The organism is Phyllobacterium sophorae (genome assembly GCF_003010965.1).
In the GTDB taxonomy this organism is placed as follows: Bacteria; Pseudomonadota; Alphaproteobacteria; order Rhizobiales; family Rhizobiaceae; genus Phyllobacterium; species Phyllobacterium sophorae.
This window is the reverse complement of sequence record NZ_PGGM01000014.1, coordinates 21,366-37,200: the sequence shown is the minus strand read 5'-3', so window position 1 is coordinate 37,200 and position 15,835 is coordinate 21,366. Positions and strand designations below refer to the sequence as shown.

The 15,835-nt window shown below is 55.8% G+C and carries 11 protein-coding genes; 4 read left to right on the top strand and 7 right to left on the bottom strand.

Translation table 11 applies throughout. The annotated features are described in order from the left end of the window. Nucleotides 1-17 precede the first annotated feature (17 nt). The 7 genes from CU103_RS23980 to CU103_RS23950 all read right to left on the bottom strand — a co-directional run bounded on the left by CU103_RS23980 (nt 18) and on the right by CU103_RS23950 (nt 9,307). Nucleotides 18-791: a hypothetical protein gene (locus CU103_RS23980; RefSeq protein ID WP_106666692.1), complete on the bottom strand. Its 774-nt coding sequence runs from the start codon at nt 789-791 to the stop codon at nt 18-20. Nucleotides 792-801: 10 nt separating this feature from the next. Then, nucleotides 802-2,058 carry a glycosyltransferase family 4 protein gene (locus tag CU103_RS23975; protein ID WP_106666555.1) on the bottom strand — a complete coding sequence of 419 codons (1,257 nt, stop codon included), beginning with the start codon at nt 2,056-2,058 and terminating at the stop codon, nt 802-804. Next, on the bottom strand, nt 2,058-2,897 hold the full coding sequence (locus CU103_RS23970; RefSeq protein ID WP_245448975.1) for a class I SAM-dependent methyltransferase: 840 nt from the start codon (nt 2,895-2,897) through the stop codon (nt 2,058-2,060). Before CU103_RS23970 ends, CU103_RS23975 begins: the two co-directional genes overlap by 1 nt. Further along, complete coding sequence (locus CU103_RS23965) at nt 2,894-5,152, bottom strand: glycosyltransferase family 2 protein (RefSeq protein ID WP_106666690.1); 2,259 nt, start codon at nt 5,150-5,152, stop codon at nt 2,894-2,896. The genes CU103_RS23970 and CU103_RS23965 overlap by 4 nt, the downstream gene beginning before the upstream one ends. 75 nt (nt 5,153-5,227) lie before the next feature. Beyond that, complete coding sequence (locus CU103_RS23960; protein ID WP_106666554.1) at nt 5,228-5,887, bottom strand: calcium-binding protein; 660 nt, start codon at nt 5,885-5,887, stop codon at nt 5,228-5,230. A gap of 292 nt (nt 5,888-6,179) precedes the next feature. Then, nucleotides 6,180-7,535: an HlyD family type I secretion periplasmic adaptor subunit gene (locus CU103_RS23955; RefSeq protein WP_425350648.1), complete on the bottom strand. Its 1,356-nt coding sequence runs from the start codon at nt 7,533-7,535 to the stop codon at nt 6,180-6,182. A 59-nt stretch (nt 7,536-7,594) separates the two neighbouring features. After that, nucleotides 7,595-9,307, bottom strand: a complete 1,713-nt coding sequence (locus tag CU103_RS23950) for a type I secretion system permease/ATPase (protein ID WP_262263573.1) — start codon at nt 9,305-9,307, stop codon at nt 7,595-7,597. Between the two features lie 256 nt (nt 9,308-9,563). Here CU103_RS23950 and CU103_RS23945 point away from each other — a divergent pair, with 256 nt between their 5' ends. The 4 genes from CU103_RS23945 to CU103_RS23930 all read left to right on the top strand — a co-directional run bounded on the left by CU103_RS23945 (nt 9,564) and on the right by CU103_RS23930 (nt 15,833). After that, a complete protein-coding gene (locus tag CU103_RS23945) occupies nt 9,564-10,133 on the top strand; it encodes a MarR family transcriptional regulator (protein WP_162707300.1) in 570 nt (189 codons plus the stop codon). 43 nt (nt 10,134-10,176) lie between these two features. Next, a complete protein-coding gene (locus CU103_RS23940; protein ID WP_106666550.1) occupies nt 10,177-11,397 on the top strand; it encodes a glycosyltransferase family 4 protein in 1,221 nt (406 codons plus the stop codon). Nucleotides 11,398-11,650: 253 nt separating this feature from the next. Further along, entirely contained in the window at nt 11,651-13,156 is a 1,506-nt protein-coding gene (locus tag CU103_RS23935) for a DUF6212 domain-containing protein (RefSeq protein ID WP_106666689.1), read from the top strand. Further along, nucleotides 13,146-15,833 (top strand): glycosyltransferase, encoded by a 2,688-nt coding sequence (locus tag CU103_RS23930; RefSeq protein ID WP_106666549.1) that lies wholly within the window; start codon nt 13,146-13,148, stop codon nt 15,831-15,833. The genes CU103_RS23935 and CU103_RS23930 overlap by 11 nt, the downstream gene beginning before the upstream one ends. Nucleotides 15,834-15,835: the final 2 nt, after the last annotated feature.

Genomic DNA, 15,835 nt, shown 5'->3' with positions numbered 1-15,835 from the left:
GGGTCTACTCCGTAAGCTCAAGGGAGGACCGATATTGACACGATAGCTCCAGCAGCGAAGCCGACCAAAACAAACAACAACATAAACAATGGCTTGATCTCGCCACTCGATTGCTTTTGCAGAGCCTCTATTCGTTTCTCCAACCCAGCCACGACGCCATCCATTCGCATGAGATGGACATCGAGTTCCGTCAATCGCTGGTTGAAGTCTGCACGCAAACCTTCAATCGAGCCGCTGATATCTACAAGATCGACGGCAGAAGCGTTTCCCGTCCCGTCAATGACGGGAGCCGCCCGTTGCAACGAACGCTGATTTACCTGCAGCTGCCGCTGCGCCGCCATCAGCATGTCGAGCTTGTCGAGAATGCGCGTCATCGGCGCAGCGATCAGCGCTTCGGCGGCCTGTTCGTCCGGCTTGGGAACGCGCAGCGCCTGCTCAACGCCTGAGCCACTGATTGCCACGACGACCAGCTCACCAGCCCGGATGGCTGCAAATTGCGGTAGCATCACGTCAAATGCATGCGCGCCATCGCCGATATTGTTGCGCCGCAGATCCGGGCGTTCCTTGTCGGCGATCGCTTCGGCAATGGGCTTGCCATCCAGAAGAACGCGAATAGTCAGTCGTTTACCCGGGGCCGATGGATCGAACGCCCAGCCGAACAACCGGCCATCATCGACCGCGTCAACGCGGCCCTTCATCGGCTCGACCTTGGCGGATTGTGCGTTATCCTGTTCTGGTGTGGCATTGGGCTTCGCAGAAGCCTGCGCCGACACTTTTGTCACTACGGACATCATGTACCTCTCAGGCTGCCTCGACACGTTCGGAGCGCAGTGTCTCGATCAGATCAAGATAGCGCTTCGCAGTCGTGTCGATTGTGTCGGGGTGGCGTGCCCCAAGGGAAAGATTCTGACGCAAATCAGCATCTTCGGCGATACGCCGCATGGCGCTTGCCAGCGCCAGCGGATCGTTTGGCGCAACAGTCAGGCCATTGACACCGTCTTCGATCATCTCGGCCATTCCGCCAATATTACTGGTGATCACCGGGCAATTCTGGCCCTGGGCTTCCTGAATGACCAGCGGCGCATTTTCCCACCAGATTGACGGCATGATCGCGCAATCAACCGCGGAGATGAGACCGGTGATATCTTCGCGCCGGTAAGCGCCGCGCCGCTGCACGAAAGGCGTCGTCTCGGCAAAGAGCCGCTCGATATCGGCGACAAAAGCTTCACTCTGGAACGGCGCAGCGCCATGCACGCGCAACTCGAAATCGAAACCTTCGGTGATCAGTTGCTTGGCCGCATCGAGCAGTACCGTCGTCCCTTTCCAGGGATTGAGGTTGCCGAAATAGCCGAAGACCGGCTTGCCGCGCACGGGAGCAACTTTTTCTATGACGGGACGTTCGGGTTGCCCATTGGGGATCACACTGATCAGTCCTTCGTCAATGCCCCAGTCGACGTAACGTTGCTTGAGAAACTCGCTTGGCGAAACATAGGCATCGACAACGCTTAGCAACGATTTGAGATGGCGCTCGCGCAGGACAAACTTGTCGAGCGCAATATCCTTGAAACAGGCATGACAACGATCTGGGCTTGCACCGTAGCAAAGTTCCTTGCCGGTGGTGCGCACCATCAGCCCGTCATGATGGCAGATCGGATAGTAGTCGTGCAGCGTCATGACAATGCGGCAATCGGGTAGCGTCCGCCGGACAATATGGGGAAACTCGGCACCCAAGAGCAGCAAGTGATGCAGATGGACGACATCCGGGCGGAAATCGCGCAGCAACTCGACAATATCCGGCACAATCCCGTAAAGATCGACCTGGCTCATGAAGAAGCGATCAAAATGACCGGACCACAGCAGGATTTCATCTCCGTTGGTACCGATACTTTGAAAACTCGTTCCAGGGCGAGCTTCACGATGGATGTGGTTGGTTGCACCCAGGAACAGCGCTTCGCATCCTCCACGCTGATAAGCGCGAAAGAGATCATGGGCAAAGATCTCGGTGCCACCTGGATGCAGGGCCGGGTGATTGTGTGCCGCAACAAGAACGCGAGCCATTACCCGTCACCCCTGCATTCGGCAACGTACAGATCCTGATAGTGATCCGCCGCAACACCGCGCCAGTGTCCAAATGATTTTGTTACGATCGACAGTCCGGCACGCATCAGCGCGGTATCCAGAAATCCATCATCAAAAGCGACGGCCGCAAGGGGCGGCAATTCTGGAACGAACCAGCATGGACCCTCGTCATAGCGCTGAAAACCGAGGCGCGCATCGCGTTTGTTGAAAGGATTCTCCTGGGCCACTTTATCGGCCACAAAGGCGGTCATGAACAAGCGTCCGCCCGGTGCAAGAACACGTTTCACTTCGCGCAGATAGGCGCTCACTTCTTCGTCCGGCAGATGGGTAACGACGGACGTCATGATGATGAAATCGAACTGTTGATTTTCAAATGGCAGTACGAGCTCAAGTCCGTTGATCTCGCCCTTGGGATTATAGAGAGAGTGGGCGATATCCAGATGACGGAATTCGAAGTTCGGATAAACGGCGGTGATGTTCTGCTGGCACCAGTTGATGCCACCGGCGACGGGATCGATACCGCGATAACTGCCAGTCGCAGTGTCAAGATACTGGGTCAGCGGAACAGCCATGCGCCCAATGCCGCAGCCTATATCGAGCACGCGGCTTGCAGGCAGCAATCCGCCTTTGCGAACGAAATGACCGAGAAATTCCGCGCCTACGGCCTGAAAATTGCCGTCACCAACAAAAATGCTGTCTGGATCAGGACAAGGCAGAAACCTGTTCCGCAACACAGCTTCCATCAGCCAGTCGATACGGTCGTCTTCGGCTGGGGAAGGATCGGGTAGGGCTTTCTTGAGTGCAATCACCTCAGTCAAGCGGCGCTCCTTTCAGATTTTTCACCGACGAAGGGAGCGATGGTGTCGTCCGCGATTTCATCGAGATATGTCGTCATCAGTTCTGTAATGTCGTCGTTCCACCGCTTCGTATGGAGCCACGCGTTGTACTGGCTCGCCAATCCGCGCATGTAATCGGAACTGCGTCGGATCGAGCGCCGCTCAAAATGATAAAGGGCCACGTCGGGCTTGTAGGCGACTTGAAACCCAATCTGGCGGATTTTCAGACAAAGATCGCTATCTTCATAGTCTCCGATGACATAGTCCTCGGTAAAGCCGCCTACGAGATCATAAATGTCTTTACGGGTAACGAGGCAGGCGCCGGTCACGCCTGGCACCGTGCGCCCAATCTGGGCTGGTGAATAATTTCCAGGCATTCCTTTGTAGAAATGATGGTTGAGCCAGATCCCATGCCGGTCCCTCGCAAAGTAGAGCCCGGCATGTTGCAATGAACCATCTTCAAAAAGAAGTTTCGGTCCGATCGCGCCTAGTTTCTTCTGCTCGAGCAAAGGGTGGACGAGCTCACCCAGCCAACCAGGCCCACACGGCACAACGTCCGAGTTCAGCATCACCAGAATCGTGCCATTCGCAAGGCTCGCACCGGCGTTGCAGGCGCGAGCGTAACCACTGTTGCGGTTCATAACCACAAGCTTCATCGGCATGTCGTGCAGGATATGCAGGCCGCCCAGCAGGTGGTCCGTATCGTCCTGAATTTCGGGCGAATCGAGCACGAAAATGACTTCGGCATTGTCTGCAAGCCACGGATCGGTTGCCATGGCCGACAGCTGGAAACGCAGAAAGTCCAGATTGCGGTAGAGCGGAATGACGATAGAGGCGAGGGGCGATTCCGGCATCACCCCATATTCTTTGACATCCGCAATCCTGACGGTTTGGCCAAGTTTGTGCTCCACTTCCCTCAAAGCAGGCGCAAGTATGTTTTCGAAAACCTCATCGCGCGCGTGTTGGGGCGGGACGGCGCGCAAGATGCGGTTGCGCTGGGCCGCCGGCTCAAATGGTTGCAATGGCGGCACCAGCATCGCCGTTCCGCCTGAGGCGAGCCGCATTTGGAAACGCGGCTGCAGCAGCGGGCCAAGGCATTTGCTTTGGGGGAGCCATGCAGCAAAACCCGTGACATCTGCACCCAGGGCATCCTCACGCTCGCCCGTTTTGCCTGGAAACTTGTAGAAATTTGGCTGGAGTGGCAGAGCGCTTCCATCTTCAGAAAGGTACTCGATCTTGGGGAGCATTGCTGCCGGATCGTGGCTCCAGCCACCCACGAGGAGACCGCCATCCAGGGCAAGCGCCAAATCGATTTCCGCCGCAGGATGTGTGGCCGATTTCGCGATCTGGCGCGCTGCCAGAGGTGTACGCATCTGCATGTCGATAGCCGTGGCAACACCAGCACCGGGTATTTGCGCCAACTGGCGAACAAGAAACTCCCGCAGTTCCATGTCACCCTGGCGCTTCGCCCACCATTTCTGGAAATCAACAGGCTGGCCGTTGTTGTCGGATAATTTGCGAACGGCAATACCATTCTTGCCCGAGAATACCAGATGGAAAGATTGCGGCAGGGCGCGCGCTGATTCAACGAGCAGATGGCATGATTGCCATCCTTTTTTTGGTTGTTGGCCCATCACGAAATTGGTCGACAATGTCGTTACGGCATTGGTGCTGATTGCGTATATGGTCGTGATGTCGCCGAGAACGGGATCGAGCGCTGTCTCGAGGAGATGCTGCCCATCGATGGGCTGACCGCAGAAGCGAACCTGTCGCGGCTCGGGTGTCAGCGCCAAGGTGAGTTCCCGCGCTACACTGGCAAAAATCTGGTTTTGTGAAAGGCGAAAGGTGCTGCGCCACGTACCCATGACATTGTTGAGCAGTTTGATATGCCCGGCAGCCGCCAGATCGCTGACGGCACGGTCCACATCGAAAGAGGCAAGCTCCACGGCGGGATAAAGGATTGCCTGCTCGGTAGGCCCAAGCGCACCGGCCGAAAGCGTAAGACTGATAGGCTTGTCCTTGGTGCGCATTGCCCAAAGAATACGCTGACCGCCAGTTTCAAGCGGAATGTTCAAACTGACAAGCGGAACCAGTTGTTCGGAAGTCTCCAGCGTGCATTTTGTCGAGGTCCGAGCACCAGGAAGATCCCATATCACGACGGCCACATCTGCACACAGACGCGAGATGGAAATGCTCTCCGTATCGTTTGCAATATCGGCCGAAAGGTCGAGGTTCAACACGTAGCCCTTTCATTTAAATCAAAAAAGAAAAAAGCGTGCCCGGCCAGATGGCAGGGCACGCCGTTTTTTGGATTAATGTACGGTGAAGTAGCTGTCCGGGTGAGCCTGGACATCTTCGGAACTGGTGTTGACCAAAGTGACGGAGTCGCCATGGCCAAGATCAACGACAACATTGTTGCCAACCTGCGTAACACGGGAAGCCAGGTCATCAGCCGAGTGAATGTCTTGACCGTTGATACCGCTGGAGATTTGGAGGATGTCTTCACCAGGGGTAAAATCAAGCACGACGTCGTTGCCGCCGCCGCCCGTAAACAGGAATACGTCATTGCCGGCACCACCGACGAGAACATCGTCGCCTGCACCGCCTGAGAGGAGGTCGTTGCCGGCACCACCGAGAAGCACATCGCTCCCGGCATCGCCAGACAGGACGTCATTGCCGGCACCACCAAGGAACACATCGTCTCCCTTGCCACCGAAAAGGACATCGTCTCCGGCGCCGCCACTCAGGACGTCATCGCCGTTGTCCCCAAAGAGAATATCGGAGCCATTGCCGCCAAAGAGGGCATCATCGCCCTTTCCGCCAAACAACAAATCATCTCCATCATCCCCGAATATCGAATCATTGCCTTGTCCGCCAAAAACGACATCATCACCGCCATGGGCGCGGATGAAATCGTCAAAACGCGAGCCAAACAAAACGTCGTCGTAGGCGCCGCCTTCTAAAGTGGCCATCTGCTTCTCCTTCTGTCCTGCTTTGAGTTTACAAATCGCCGGAGATATTCCGGCCATTGATGCTTTGACGATTGTGCGTTGCAACAAATCGAAATGCAACCCAAGATAAGAATATAAATGTGGCATTCCATAGTAACAAATTATTACAGCGATGTATTACATTGAACTATTTCCAACATATAATTTGTCTTTAATATAACAATAATTTGTTTATGCAGTTGTATTAAAGATAAATTACTTCAAAATTTGAAGCACTGCAAAAAGTGCGACATTTTGCACCAGATTTTTTCGATTATTCTTCTCTAAACGCACGGTCGAAGCTTTCGGAAATCGGCGATACGATGTAGTCGATCGCTTTGCGGGCCTTGTGCACGATGAGCACCTCGGCCGGCATACCTGGATAAAGTTTGATTGAGGGATTATCGGCCAGCGCTCGCGGCGAGATTTCGGCGCGTGCAATGAAATAAGCCGTATCGGTTTTTTCATCCAGAACCTGATCGGCAGCGACATAGGTGATCTTGCCCTCAAGCGGAGCCTGTGAGCGTTGATTATAAGCCGTCAGGCGAACGCGGGCAGCAGAACCGGGCGCCACGCTGTCAATGTCTCGCGGGCTCACCTTCATCTCAACAACCATGGGCTCCTTCTCTGGCACAATATCAAGTATTGCTTCACCTGGGGCCACGACGCCGCCTGGCGTTCTTAAGCGGATATTGGCTATAATGCCGCCTTGCGGTGATCGTACCTCCACGCGCCGCATCACGTCCTTTGCTGCCACAATCCGCTCTTCTGCATCCGCAAGCTCAACTTGGCTTGTTGTAATTTCTCCGGCGATTTCCGATTGCAGATCGCTTTCAATGCCTGCCAGCGCAAACTCAGCGCCAGCTTTCGCTTGCCCGGCCTTTGCCTTCTCACCAGCGTATTCACCGCGGTCTCCGGCAAGTTCACTAAGTTTCGTATCGATCTCGGTCAGCTTCGATTTTTGCGCGAAACCCTTGGCAACGAGGCTCGCGATCGCGTTGCGCTGTTCGGTGATCAATTCGATCTGCCGGTCAGTCGCCGCAATCTGTGCGTCCGACGACTTCGCCTGCTCAGTGTATTGTTCAATGGTCTTTTGCTGGATATCGATGCGGCTCAGCTTTTGGGCATAGCGCTTTTGGAAGAAAATCTGTTCGGCCTTCTTGGCATCATCGGCGGAAACGTCGCCCACCTCGCCAAAATTCTTCGGGAATGTGATTTCCCTTTCACCGGCTTGTTCCGCCCGCAGACGCGCCAGTTTGGCGATCAGGCCGACGCGGCGGCTTTGCAGGGATTGCAATTCGGAGCGTGCCTTCGTGTCATCGAGCCTGATCAACGGCTGACCAACAGTTACTTCATCGCCTTCCTGCACCAGAAGACGATCGAGGATACCGCCCTCGAGATGACTGACGGTCTTGCGCTTTGAATCGACGATCACCGTTCCCATAGCAACGGCAGCGCTGCCCAGTTCTGCTGAGTAGGCCCAGCCAAAGAATCCGCCAAATGCGATCAGGATCGTCGTCATTCCGGCAATAACGAGCCGCCGCAGAGGAGAGCGCGCATCCTCCTCCTCAAGATCGGTAACCCATTCCGGCTTCACCGTTCCGAATTTGGTTGGCAGATGTGTGCCCATTGATGCAGCGCGCGGCGCTAGCAGTTGGGCAACGCGTTTGGGCAGGTTGGTGTTGCCGGTCATGATCCTGCTGCTCCCATTTTCGGGTTTGTCGGAGTAATGGACGCAACGACATCTGTACGCGGCCCAAACTGGGTAATGCGCCCTTCTTCAAGGACAAGCAGTTTGTCGGCCACCTGCATGATGGTAGGTCGGTGGGCGATCATCACGACGATCGCTCCATCGTCACGCGCCTGTTCTATCGCGCGCATCAACGCTCTTTCCCCAACCGCGTCGAGATTGGCGTTCGGTTCGTCCAGAACGATCAGGCGCGGGCGATTGTAAAGGCATCGCGCAAGGCCGATACGTTGCCGTTGGCCACCCGAAAGGGTGAGCCGCCCATCCCCGACCGGTGTGTCATAACCAAGCGGCAATCTCCCGATCATTTCATGCACATCGGCAAGTCTCGCCGCTTCGAGAACGCGGTGGGGATCACTTTCGCCCATGCGGGCAATATTGTCTTTTATGGTGCCGTCAAGAAGTGCCACCGACTGGGGCAGATAACCGGCAATCTCTCCGAATGACCCTCGCTCCCAGAGATAGACATTGTTCCCATCAAGGAAAACACCGCCGGAGGTGGGTTTGACAATCCCGATCATCAAACGTGCCAGCGTCGATTTGCCGGCAGCGGAGGGGCCTACGATACCCAGAACTTCGCCCGGCGAAAGGCTAAAGGAAATGCCTTTGATAATTGGCATTTCAACACCCGGGGCGGCATAGATGAGTTTGTCAACAATCAGGTCGCCATGGGGTCTGGGGGTTGGCATCGTCTGGCGTACGGCCAGGTTCTGCGCGAGCAGGGACTGGATGCGCTGCCAGTTACCGATCGCCAGCACCCATTGCCGCCATGTCTCGACGATCCGATCGAATGGCATCAGGAGCCGGCCGACAATAATGCTGACGGCGATCATCGCACCGGGTGTGATTTCCTGTTGCATTGCCAGCAAGGTTCCGGCCCCAAGCGTCACAATTTGGATTATAAAGCGAAGTGTACGTGCGATAGAGGCCATGGCACGGCTGCGGGTGCCGGCAAGATCAAGTAAATCCAACGAATTCATTTGTGCCGATCGCCACCGCCTTGCCAAAGCGGGCAGCATGCCCATTGCTTCAATGGCTTCAGCGTGACGCAATGTACCGCCGATTTTTGAGATGGCCTCGACGTTCGCCTGATTTGCGTCCTTCATCATGCTGCGGGTCAGAAGGTCGGTGACCACACCGCAGCAAACGAGGATTACGATAGAGACAACACCCATTATCCCAAAAACGGGATGTATCAGGAATAGCGCACCAAGGAATATTGGCGACCATGCCGCATCGAGGGGCGCGCTTACGGCCGATGAGCTTAAAAAGGCGCGCAATTCCGTAAGATCGCGCAAGGATTGCGTGGCTTTTGGCAACCCTTGGTCGACGGACGCTTGAACAGCTGCTGTGAGGACCGGGAGATTGAGCCGGCGAACAAGCGCGCTACCCATCGCCTGAAACGACAAGGAACGTATGAACTCGAGAACGCCGAAGACGATCAGAGCTCCCACGGCCAAAACGGTCAGCATGACCAGCGTGTCCTGGCTCTGACTGTTGAGAACCCTGTCATGGACCTGCAACATATACAGCGGTACGGTAAGCTGCAGAAGATTGATGCACGCACTCAGCAACACAGCATAGAGCAGGCCAGCCAGAAAGACCCGGCGCGCCCGGAAAATCAGCGTTTCAGGCGTCGGTATCGGTGACGCCATCGCTTTTTTTCCGACCCCGCTCTTGCCAATTGCATTGATTTGAGGAGTATCGTTCATACGTTATCTGCCTTGGAAATGACACAGCTGCCGGTTAGCCATAGGACCTTCGTCTAGGGCTACAGACTAGTAAAGTATTACTGTGCAGAATGTGACAGAAAAAAGTTCATAGTGGGGAAATAAGCGTGGAGGAGGGTCGAGAAAATATTTGCAACTTACTTCAAATTTTGAAGTAACCTTGATTATGGAGACTGAGATGATACAAACGCTTCTACCCAGTGAAGTGGAAGTCGAAACATCTATTGGCGATGTTGAGGTCGCTGATTTTCCCGAAATTACCGCAAAAAAACAGGCACATAGACATCCGGCTCATACCGTTGTGGTCACACACTTCGAATTGGCTAGAATGATAGAAAGAGTGAATCGCCGCTTCGCCAGCTTGCTGAGAACCGAAATGGCCAAGTTGGGAATCGACGATGTTGGCCCGGCGCAAGCGATGGTTCTCCTGGCCATTGGCGACGTCGAACTTTCCGTGGGCGAACTGTTGGACCGGGGGCACTATGTCGGCTCGAACATTTCTTACTATCTCAAGCAGCTCGCTGACGGGGGATACATCGACAGGGTTGCATCTCAGCGTGACAAGCGGTCTGCAAGGATTCGAGTAACGGAAAAAGGAGAGCAACTCTGTGCAAATTTGCGCGACGCAGGCGGTGCGTACAACCGCATTCTCGCCAGGGATGCTGATGATCTGCGCAATCTGGAAATCGCATTCCAGACTTTGCACAGACTCGAACTGGTTTGGGGCAATGCGGCACGCTACGGTATCTAATGGCGCGCTCAACTGCCCGGTGTCACTTGAAAGGGCCTAGTGCATGCATGTGACTTTTGTTCACAGGCGTGGCTTTGGTCAATTCGCAGCGCTGGCGGAACATCTCGCGACAAGCGGGCACGACGTCAGCCTAATTTGTGAAACAGTGGACCGACGGCTCCCATCGGTCCGCGTCATCAGGCACAGGGTTGAGCCAGGTCCTCGAACCGACGGACAGATGGCAAGACATATGGGAATTCCCGACCATCATGTGCGCATCGGTCACCGCGTTGCGGAAACGCTCGATTCAATGGCACGTCATGGCGAACGGCCGGACATCGTCGTAGGACACATAGGGTGGGGCAGCATGATGTTCGTCAAGGATGTCCTGCCGAGTGTCCCGGCTTTGGGATATTGTGAATTCTTCTACAGGGCCGAAGGTGCCGATGTCGGTTTCGCCCCGGACGACAATCCAGACACGGAAACCCGAAAAAGATTGAGGCTGCGCAACATCGCGCAGCTCCTCTCGCTAGAAGCCATCGATGGCGGTATTAGTCCGACCCATTGGCAGAAAAGCCTTTATCCTGCGGCAGTCCAGAACCGGATCGCAGTGTGTCATGAAGGTGTGGATACGATCCGGTTCCGTCCAGACTTGCATGCATCTTTGAAGTTGCCTGACGGGCGCGTCCTGAAAGCGGGTGATCCACCGATCATCACTTTCGTTGCCCGGGACCTCGAACCGTATCGCGGATTTCCGCAGGCACTTGAAGCGGCCGCAAAAGTCATTCGCAAGAACGCGGATGCGCTGTTTGTCTTTGTCGGCGGCGATGGTGTGAGTTATGGCACGCCACCTCCCGGCGGGGGCTCCTGGAAGGACGCACTCCTTGCCGAGCATGACATCCCTGCTGACAGGATCCTGTTTCCGGGCGCGATTTCACACGATCTTCTGCGCAAGCTCTACCAGATTTCCTCCGCCCACATTTATCTGACCTATCCTTTTGTTCTGTCGTGGTCAGTGATCGAAGCGATGGCGTGCGGTGCGCTCATTGTCGGATCCGACACACCGCCTGTGCGAGAGGTCATCCGGTCTGAAAAGAACGGTCTGCTCGTACCCTTCTATGATACGGACGCTCTTGCCGACACACTCTTGCGGGTGCTCGACAATCCTAAGGCGTTTTTGCCGATGAGGATCGCGGCGCGCAGAACAGTAGAGAGTCGCTTCCGACTGATCGACTGCCTTTCAAGGCAGAGATCGTTGATCGCTGCGATGCTGCGAGCCGCGTAATCAGCAGTCTTGATGAAAAACTTCCCGCCTCTTATGAGATTCGCTTCGGCGGATATAGGGCCGTTATTCCTTAATGGTGCGGCGCACACAAAAGTACATCTAAATTATTTTGAATTTTGAAACAATTCAATTCTATCGATGTATTACATTTTGCTACAATGGAAACAGTTATTGTGTTGACATTACTGAAGCAATATTTTTTCATAATGGAAAGGTGCAGGCATCGCTTGCGCAATTTCTCGTTACACATTGGATGTCCATTTTGAACAAACCCTTGCCTTCGATCGTTCAGCGACACCCCCGCCGGAATCGCTACGCGATCGCTTCCAGCCGCGATCGGGCCGCCCTTGAGTCCTCGCCGCTCGGCGATCTCATTGTTTTCGTTGAAACGGAAGCGGATCAAACGCAGCTTTTCAACGCCTTTCCGTTGATCGGTGTGGCCGTTTCAGACGCCGGCGCTACCGAGTTGCAGGCCTCTCTCAAGCGGCTTTACCGATTCAAATCATTGCCGGACGTCCCCATTATCCGGTTTGACACCGCGACCATCAACGCTGAAGCAGCGCTCGTGGCGCAAGTGCTGGAAAGCGGATTGGATCGTTTAACCAGCCACGTGACGCGGATTCATACCGAGCTCGCCATGCTGCGGCGCGAAAGAGAGACGTTGTTCGAAAACTACCGTGCCCTCGAGAACGCCTTTCACGCGCGCAATTGGGACTCGGTAACCGAAATCTTTAATCATGATCCTTGCGTCGATCCCAAGGATGAAGGCTTTGCCAGCCTCCTTCGTGAATCGGAAATCGAGCAGCTCTTTCCCGTATCGAGCTACGCTGTATCCGGGTTCGCCTTGCATTTCCGCAGTTTGCCGTCGGGCCGGTCCGGCCAGCTCATTGTCACTTTGGATTATGTCGAAACCGGCGAAGGTATTGCGGAGTGGATAATTCCCTATGGCAGCATCGTCGCAGACTGGAATTTCTTCTCGTTGCCCAAAGCCTGCGATGGCGGTCATCGCACTTTGCGGCTGAGGATTTCCGCAACGGGAAGTGTTCCCCCAGAACTTTCCTTGGGCAATGTCATCACCAGTGAACGCTACGCCGCCAAGTCACGAATTCCTCACGCCGATCTGGACATGCGGCCGCTCGCCTTCCGCGTCTTCACCGGTCTGCCGGGCGTTCGCCCGACAACGCTTCCCAATGTCTTTGTTCCTACCGCGCTGATCACGGGGCGCAAGGTTGAAGACTATCGTTTGCCGGTCGAACTTCTTCGAGGGATCAGCAATGTCTCCGTTAGTTCCATTGAGCCGGATTTCCCCACCGTACGCTTCCTGGAGCATGAGGACGCAATCGTCTGTCACCCGCTCAGCGAAGGCATAACCGCTGGCGCCGTCCGAAGGGTCGTGGCGCCTGGTACAGTTCGTGTGTCGGCACGTGCAATGATCGACCATCCAGAAGGTCAGCCTGGCGCAGTCGGATTTTTGCTCGTAAGCCTGTCGGCGGACATCAAGGGAGAGATCGCGGCACTCGATCGTCCGGGCGATACGCGCCCCAACGCACTCTTCAGCGGCTGGACCGAGATCACGGCGCAGCAGCCAATCGACATCAACTTCATGCTCGATACACCGGCTGCCCGTACAATGGACCTTGTGGTTCTCAGCAAGGCAACCACGGACTCGGTCGATTTCTCCTGGCTCAAGGTGTTCAATTTCAGGCTGGTCAAGCACCTCGAGGCCCGTCCGGTGCAGGAGATGGCCAATGCAAGATAAGCCTCAGGATCTGATTGCCATTGCAATGCCGCTGTACGGCCATGCAGCACTCGTTCTTGAAGCGCTGGAATCGGCGCTGGCGTCTGCGACTGCCCTTCGCCTCGCCATTGTGGTGTCAGTCGACGGCGACCCGCGCCACGAAGTGTTTGATGAACTAGCTCTTTACGCGGCATCACACCCCGAGATCCACGTGATTTTTGGTGCGAATGCGGGCCCCGGCGGTGCACGCAACCGTGCGATCGACTACATTCTCGAAGAATTGCCCGAGACCAAGGCGATCTACTTTCTTGACGCCGACAATCGGGTCTTCCCTCATACGGTGGACACACTTTATCGCCGCCTCGTGGAGAGTGGTGCCGGCTGGGTGTATACAAATATCGACACATTCTCTGTGAACTGGCGTGCTCATTATGGCGACAGTTATTCGCGCCTCGTTCATTGCATTACCGACAATATCTGCGACACGGGCTCGATGATCTCGGTCAATGTTTTCAAAAGTGGGGTTCGCTTCGACGACAATCGTCAGAACGGCTTCGAGGACTGGGAGTTCTGGCTCTCGGCCATCGAAGCGGGTTTCGTCGGAGAGCCCTGCCACGATACCGGCTTCGAGTACCGCCTCCGCGCGGAAAGCCGCTTTAAGGAAGCAAATCGCGACCGCTCAGCGTCGGTCAGTTTCTTAAGAAACCGGCACAAAGCACTATTTCGCCGGCCAACGCTGGTAGGATTTGAGCACAAGGAATGCCCGCGCTACGCCGTTATTCGCACCGGCGAGGGAACGCTCGATACGTTCACGGATCCGACGCACGCGGCCGGAGAGATAGGGTTTGACGATGCCATTCGCGCCTTCTGGGGCAGCGTCGGAGAACCTGACAATTTCCACTTCCCGCCGTTCCTCGCAGCATGCAGTGCCGAGACACTGAAACTGCTGACACGCTCGCGGCTCCTGCCAAATATCCTGTGCCATCTCGAAAAGCTCTCAGAAAAAGCCAACATCGTATTCGTCGAGCTCGGCAACGTGGATTCGGAGCGGCGTATCGACACGGAAATATTACCCTCTGGCGCACGGCAAGGTGCGGCTGACCTGCTCTTCGTTTCGACCAAGCTCATTCAGAACGTCATCGAGAACAACGCCCTCGACTGGTTTTCGTCGATCGGAAGTCAACAGGTCTGGCCGACATCTGCGCGCCTTAAAGTCCGCTTCCCGTTCCCGAAGGCCCGGCAGCGGCGGTCGCTGGCGAGGCCCGAGCAGGCGATGCTTAATCTGGTCACTGCGATCGCTACCAGCCCGCTCAAACAGACGGCCCACACGCGCTGGACATGGCGGCCGCGACGTCTCCACGGCCTGTCCGAAATGTACCAGGTCCTGAGGACCGAACTTGGCGGATCACCGGTACTGCCCTTGGCGCACAACAGCGCCCAGCGAAAGACCGCGGCGGTATTGGTACCAAACGCCTCCTTCGGAGGGGCAGAAAAAGTAGCCTATGCGGCCGGACGAGAGCTCAAGCAGGAAGGTTTTGAAACCCACCTTTTCGTGCTCGGTTCGGCTCGAATGGACGTGCTTGATGAGTTCGATCAGGCTTTTGACTATGTGCATTTCTGGAAGGACGGAATTCCGGCATGGGGCGATACGAACCGATTCCTCGGCCAGGACCTTATCACCGAGGATCACGAGCTTGACTGGGCGGGTCTGAGAGGCCAGCTCTCCGGTTTTGACCTCATTGTCAATAACCACGTCATGGCTGCCCATCCGCTGATGGCCAAGCTTCGTTCCGAGGGAACCCGCACTGCATGCTATCTTCACGTCGTGGATGAGACGGTCTTTCGCCGTCGGGCAGGGCAACCTTACGCAGCAATCGCGTTCGAGCATGCTTATGATGCATTTTTGACCTGTTCGGAGCAGCTGAAGACTTATCTGCATAGTTTCGGCGTGCCATTCGAAAAAATCTTTGCCGTGCCGAACGCCGCCAGTTTTTCCATCGATGAAAAGCTCCGGGCGCACGTGACCGATGCCCGGGTGACGGGCCGCCCGGATGAGCCGATTCGGATCCTTTACATGGGGCGGCTCGACCGGCAAAAGGGCATCGATCGCCTGTATGACGCCATCATCAAGCTGCGCGAGCGGGGAATTGCTTTCGAAGCCCAGGCAATCGGTGGTGAGATTCTTGCCGACGACCCCAGTTCATCCTGGATGACGCGTCTGAAAGATGTCGGTGTCAAGGTTTCGCCTCCTGTCTTCGGCGGTAAGGATATCGCCTCACATCTCGCGTGGGCTGATGTTCTGCTGATGCCATCGCGCTGGGAAGGGGCACCGCTGATGATTGCCGAGGCGCAGCAACTTGGCTGCGTTCCTGTAGCGACCGCGGTCGGCGCGGTCGATGAGTTGATCACGCACGGCCAGGACGGCATTCTAATAAAGAATGGCAATGACGCTCAAATCGTAACAGACATTGTTCGGCTTCTTACGATCCTGGCGCAAGACCGGAGCGCTCTTGCCCGAACAGCGGCAGGTTCGCTCGCCACGGCGGCCCAGCGGTCCTGGACCTCGTCGTTCGCCAGTTTCATCGCGTGGAGCAATACGATCGAGCCCGCGAACCCGCACCAGCGTATTACGGCCACGGCCGAACCCACACCGGAGTTTAATGCCACCGCCGCGCTTTCGAGCCGTGCTGTTGCGTGACC

Coding starts and splice junctions, on each gene's coding strand:
- CU103_RS23975 (WP_106666555.1), bottom strand. CDS start 2,058: ATGGCTCGCGTTCTTGTTGCGGCACACAATCACCCGGCCCTGCATCCA.
- CU103_RS23950 (WP_262263573.1), bottom strand. CDS start 9,307: ATGGCGTCACCGATACCGACGCCTGAAACGCTGATTTTCCGGGCGCGC.
- CU103_RS23960 (WP_106666554.1), bottom strand. CDS start 5,887: ATGGCCACTTTAGAAGGCGGCGCCTACGACGACGTTTTGTTTGGCTCG.
- CU103_RS23930 (WP_106666549.1), top strand. CDS start 13,146: ATGCAAGATAAGCCTCAGGATCTGATTGCCATTGCAATGCCGCTGTAC.
- CU103_RS23955 (WP_425350648.1), bottom strand. CDS start 7,535: ATGGGCACACATCTGCCAACCAAATTCGGAACGGTGAAGCCGGAATGG.
- CU103_RS23940 (WP_106666550.1), top strand. CDS start 10,177: ATGCATGTGACTTTTGTTCACAGGCGTGGCTTTGGTCAATTCGCAGCG.
- CU103_RS23980 (WP_106666692.1), bottom strand. CDS start 791: ATGTCCGTAGTGACAAAAGTGTCGGCGCAGGCTTCTGCGAAGCCCAAT.
- CU103_RS23935 (WP_106666689.1), top strand. CDS start 11,651: ATGTCCATTTTGAACAAACCCTTGCCTTCGATCGTTCAGCGACACCCC.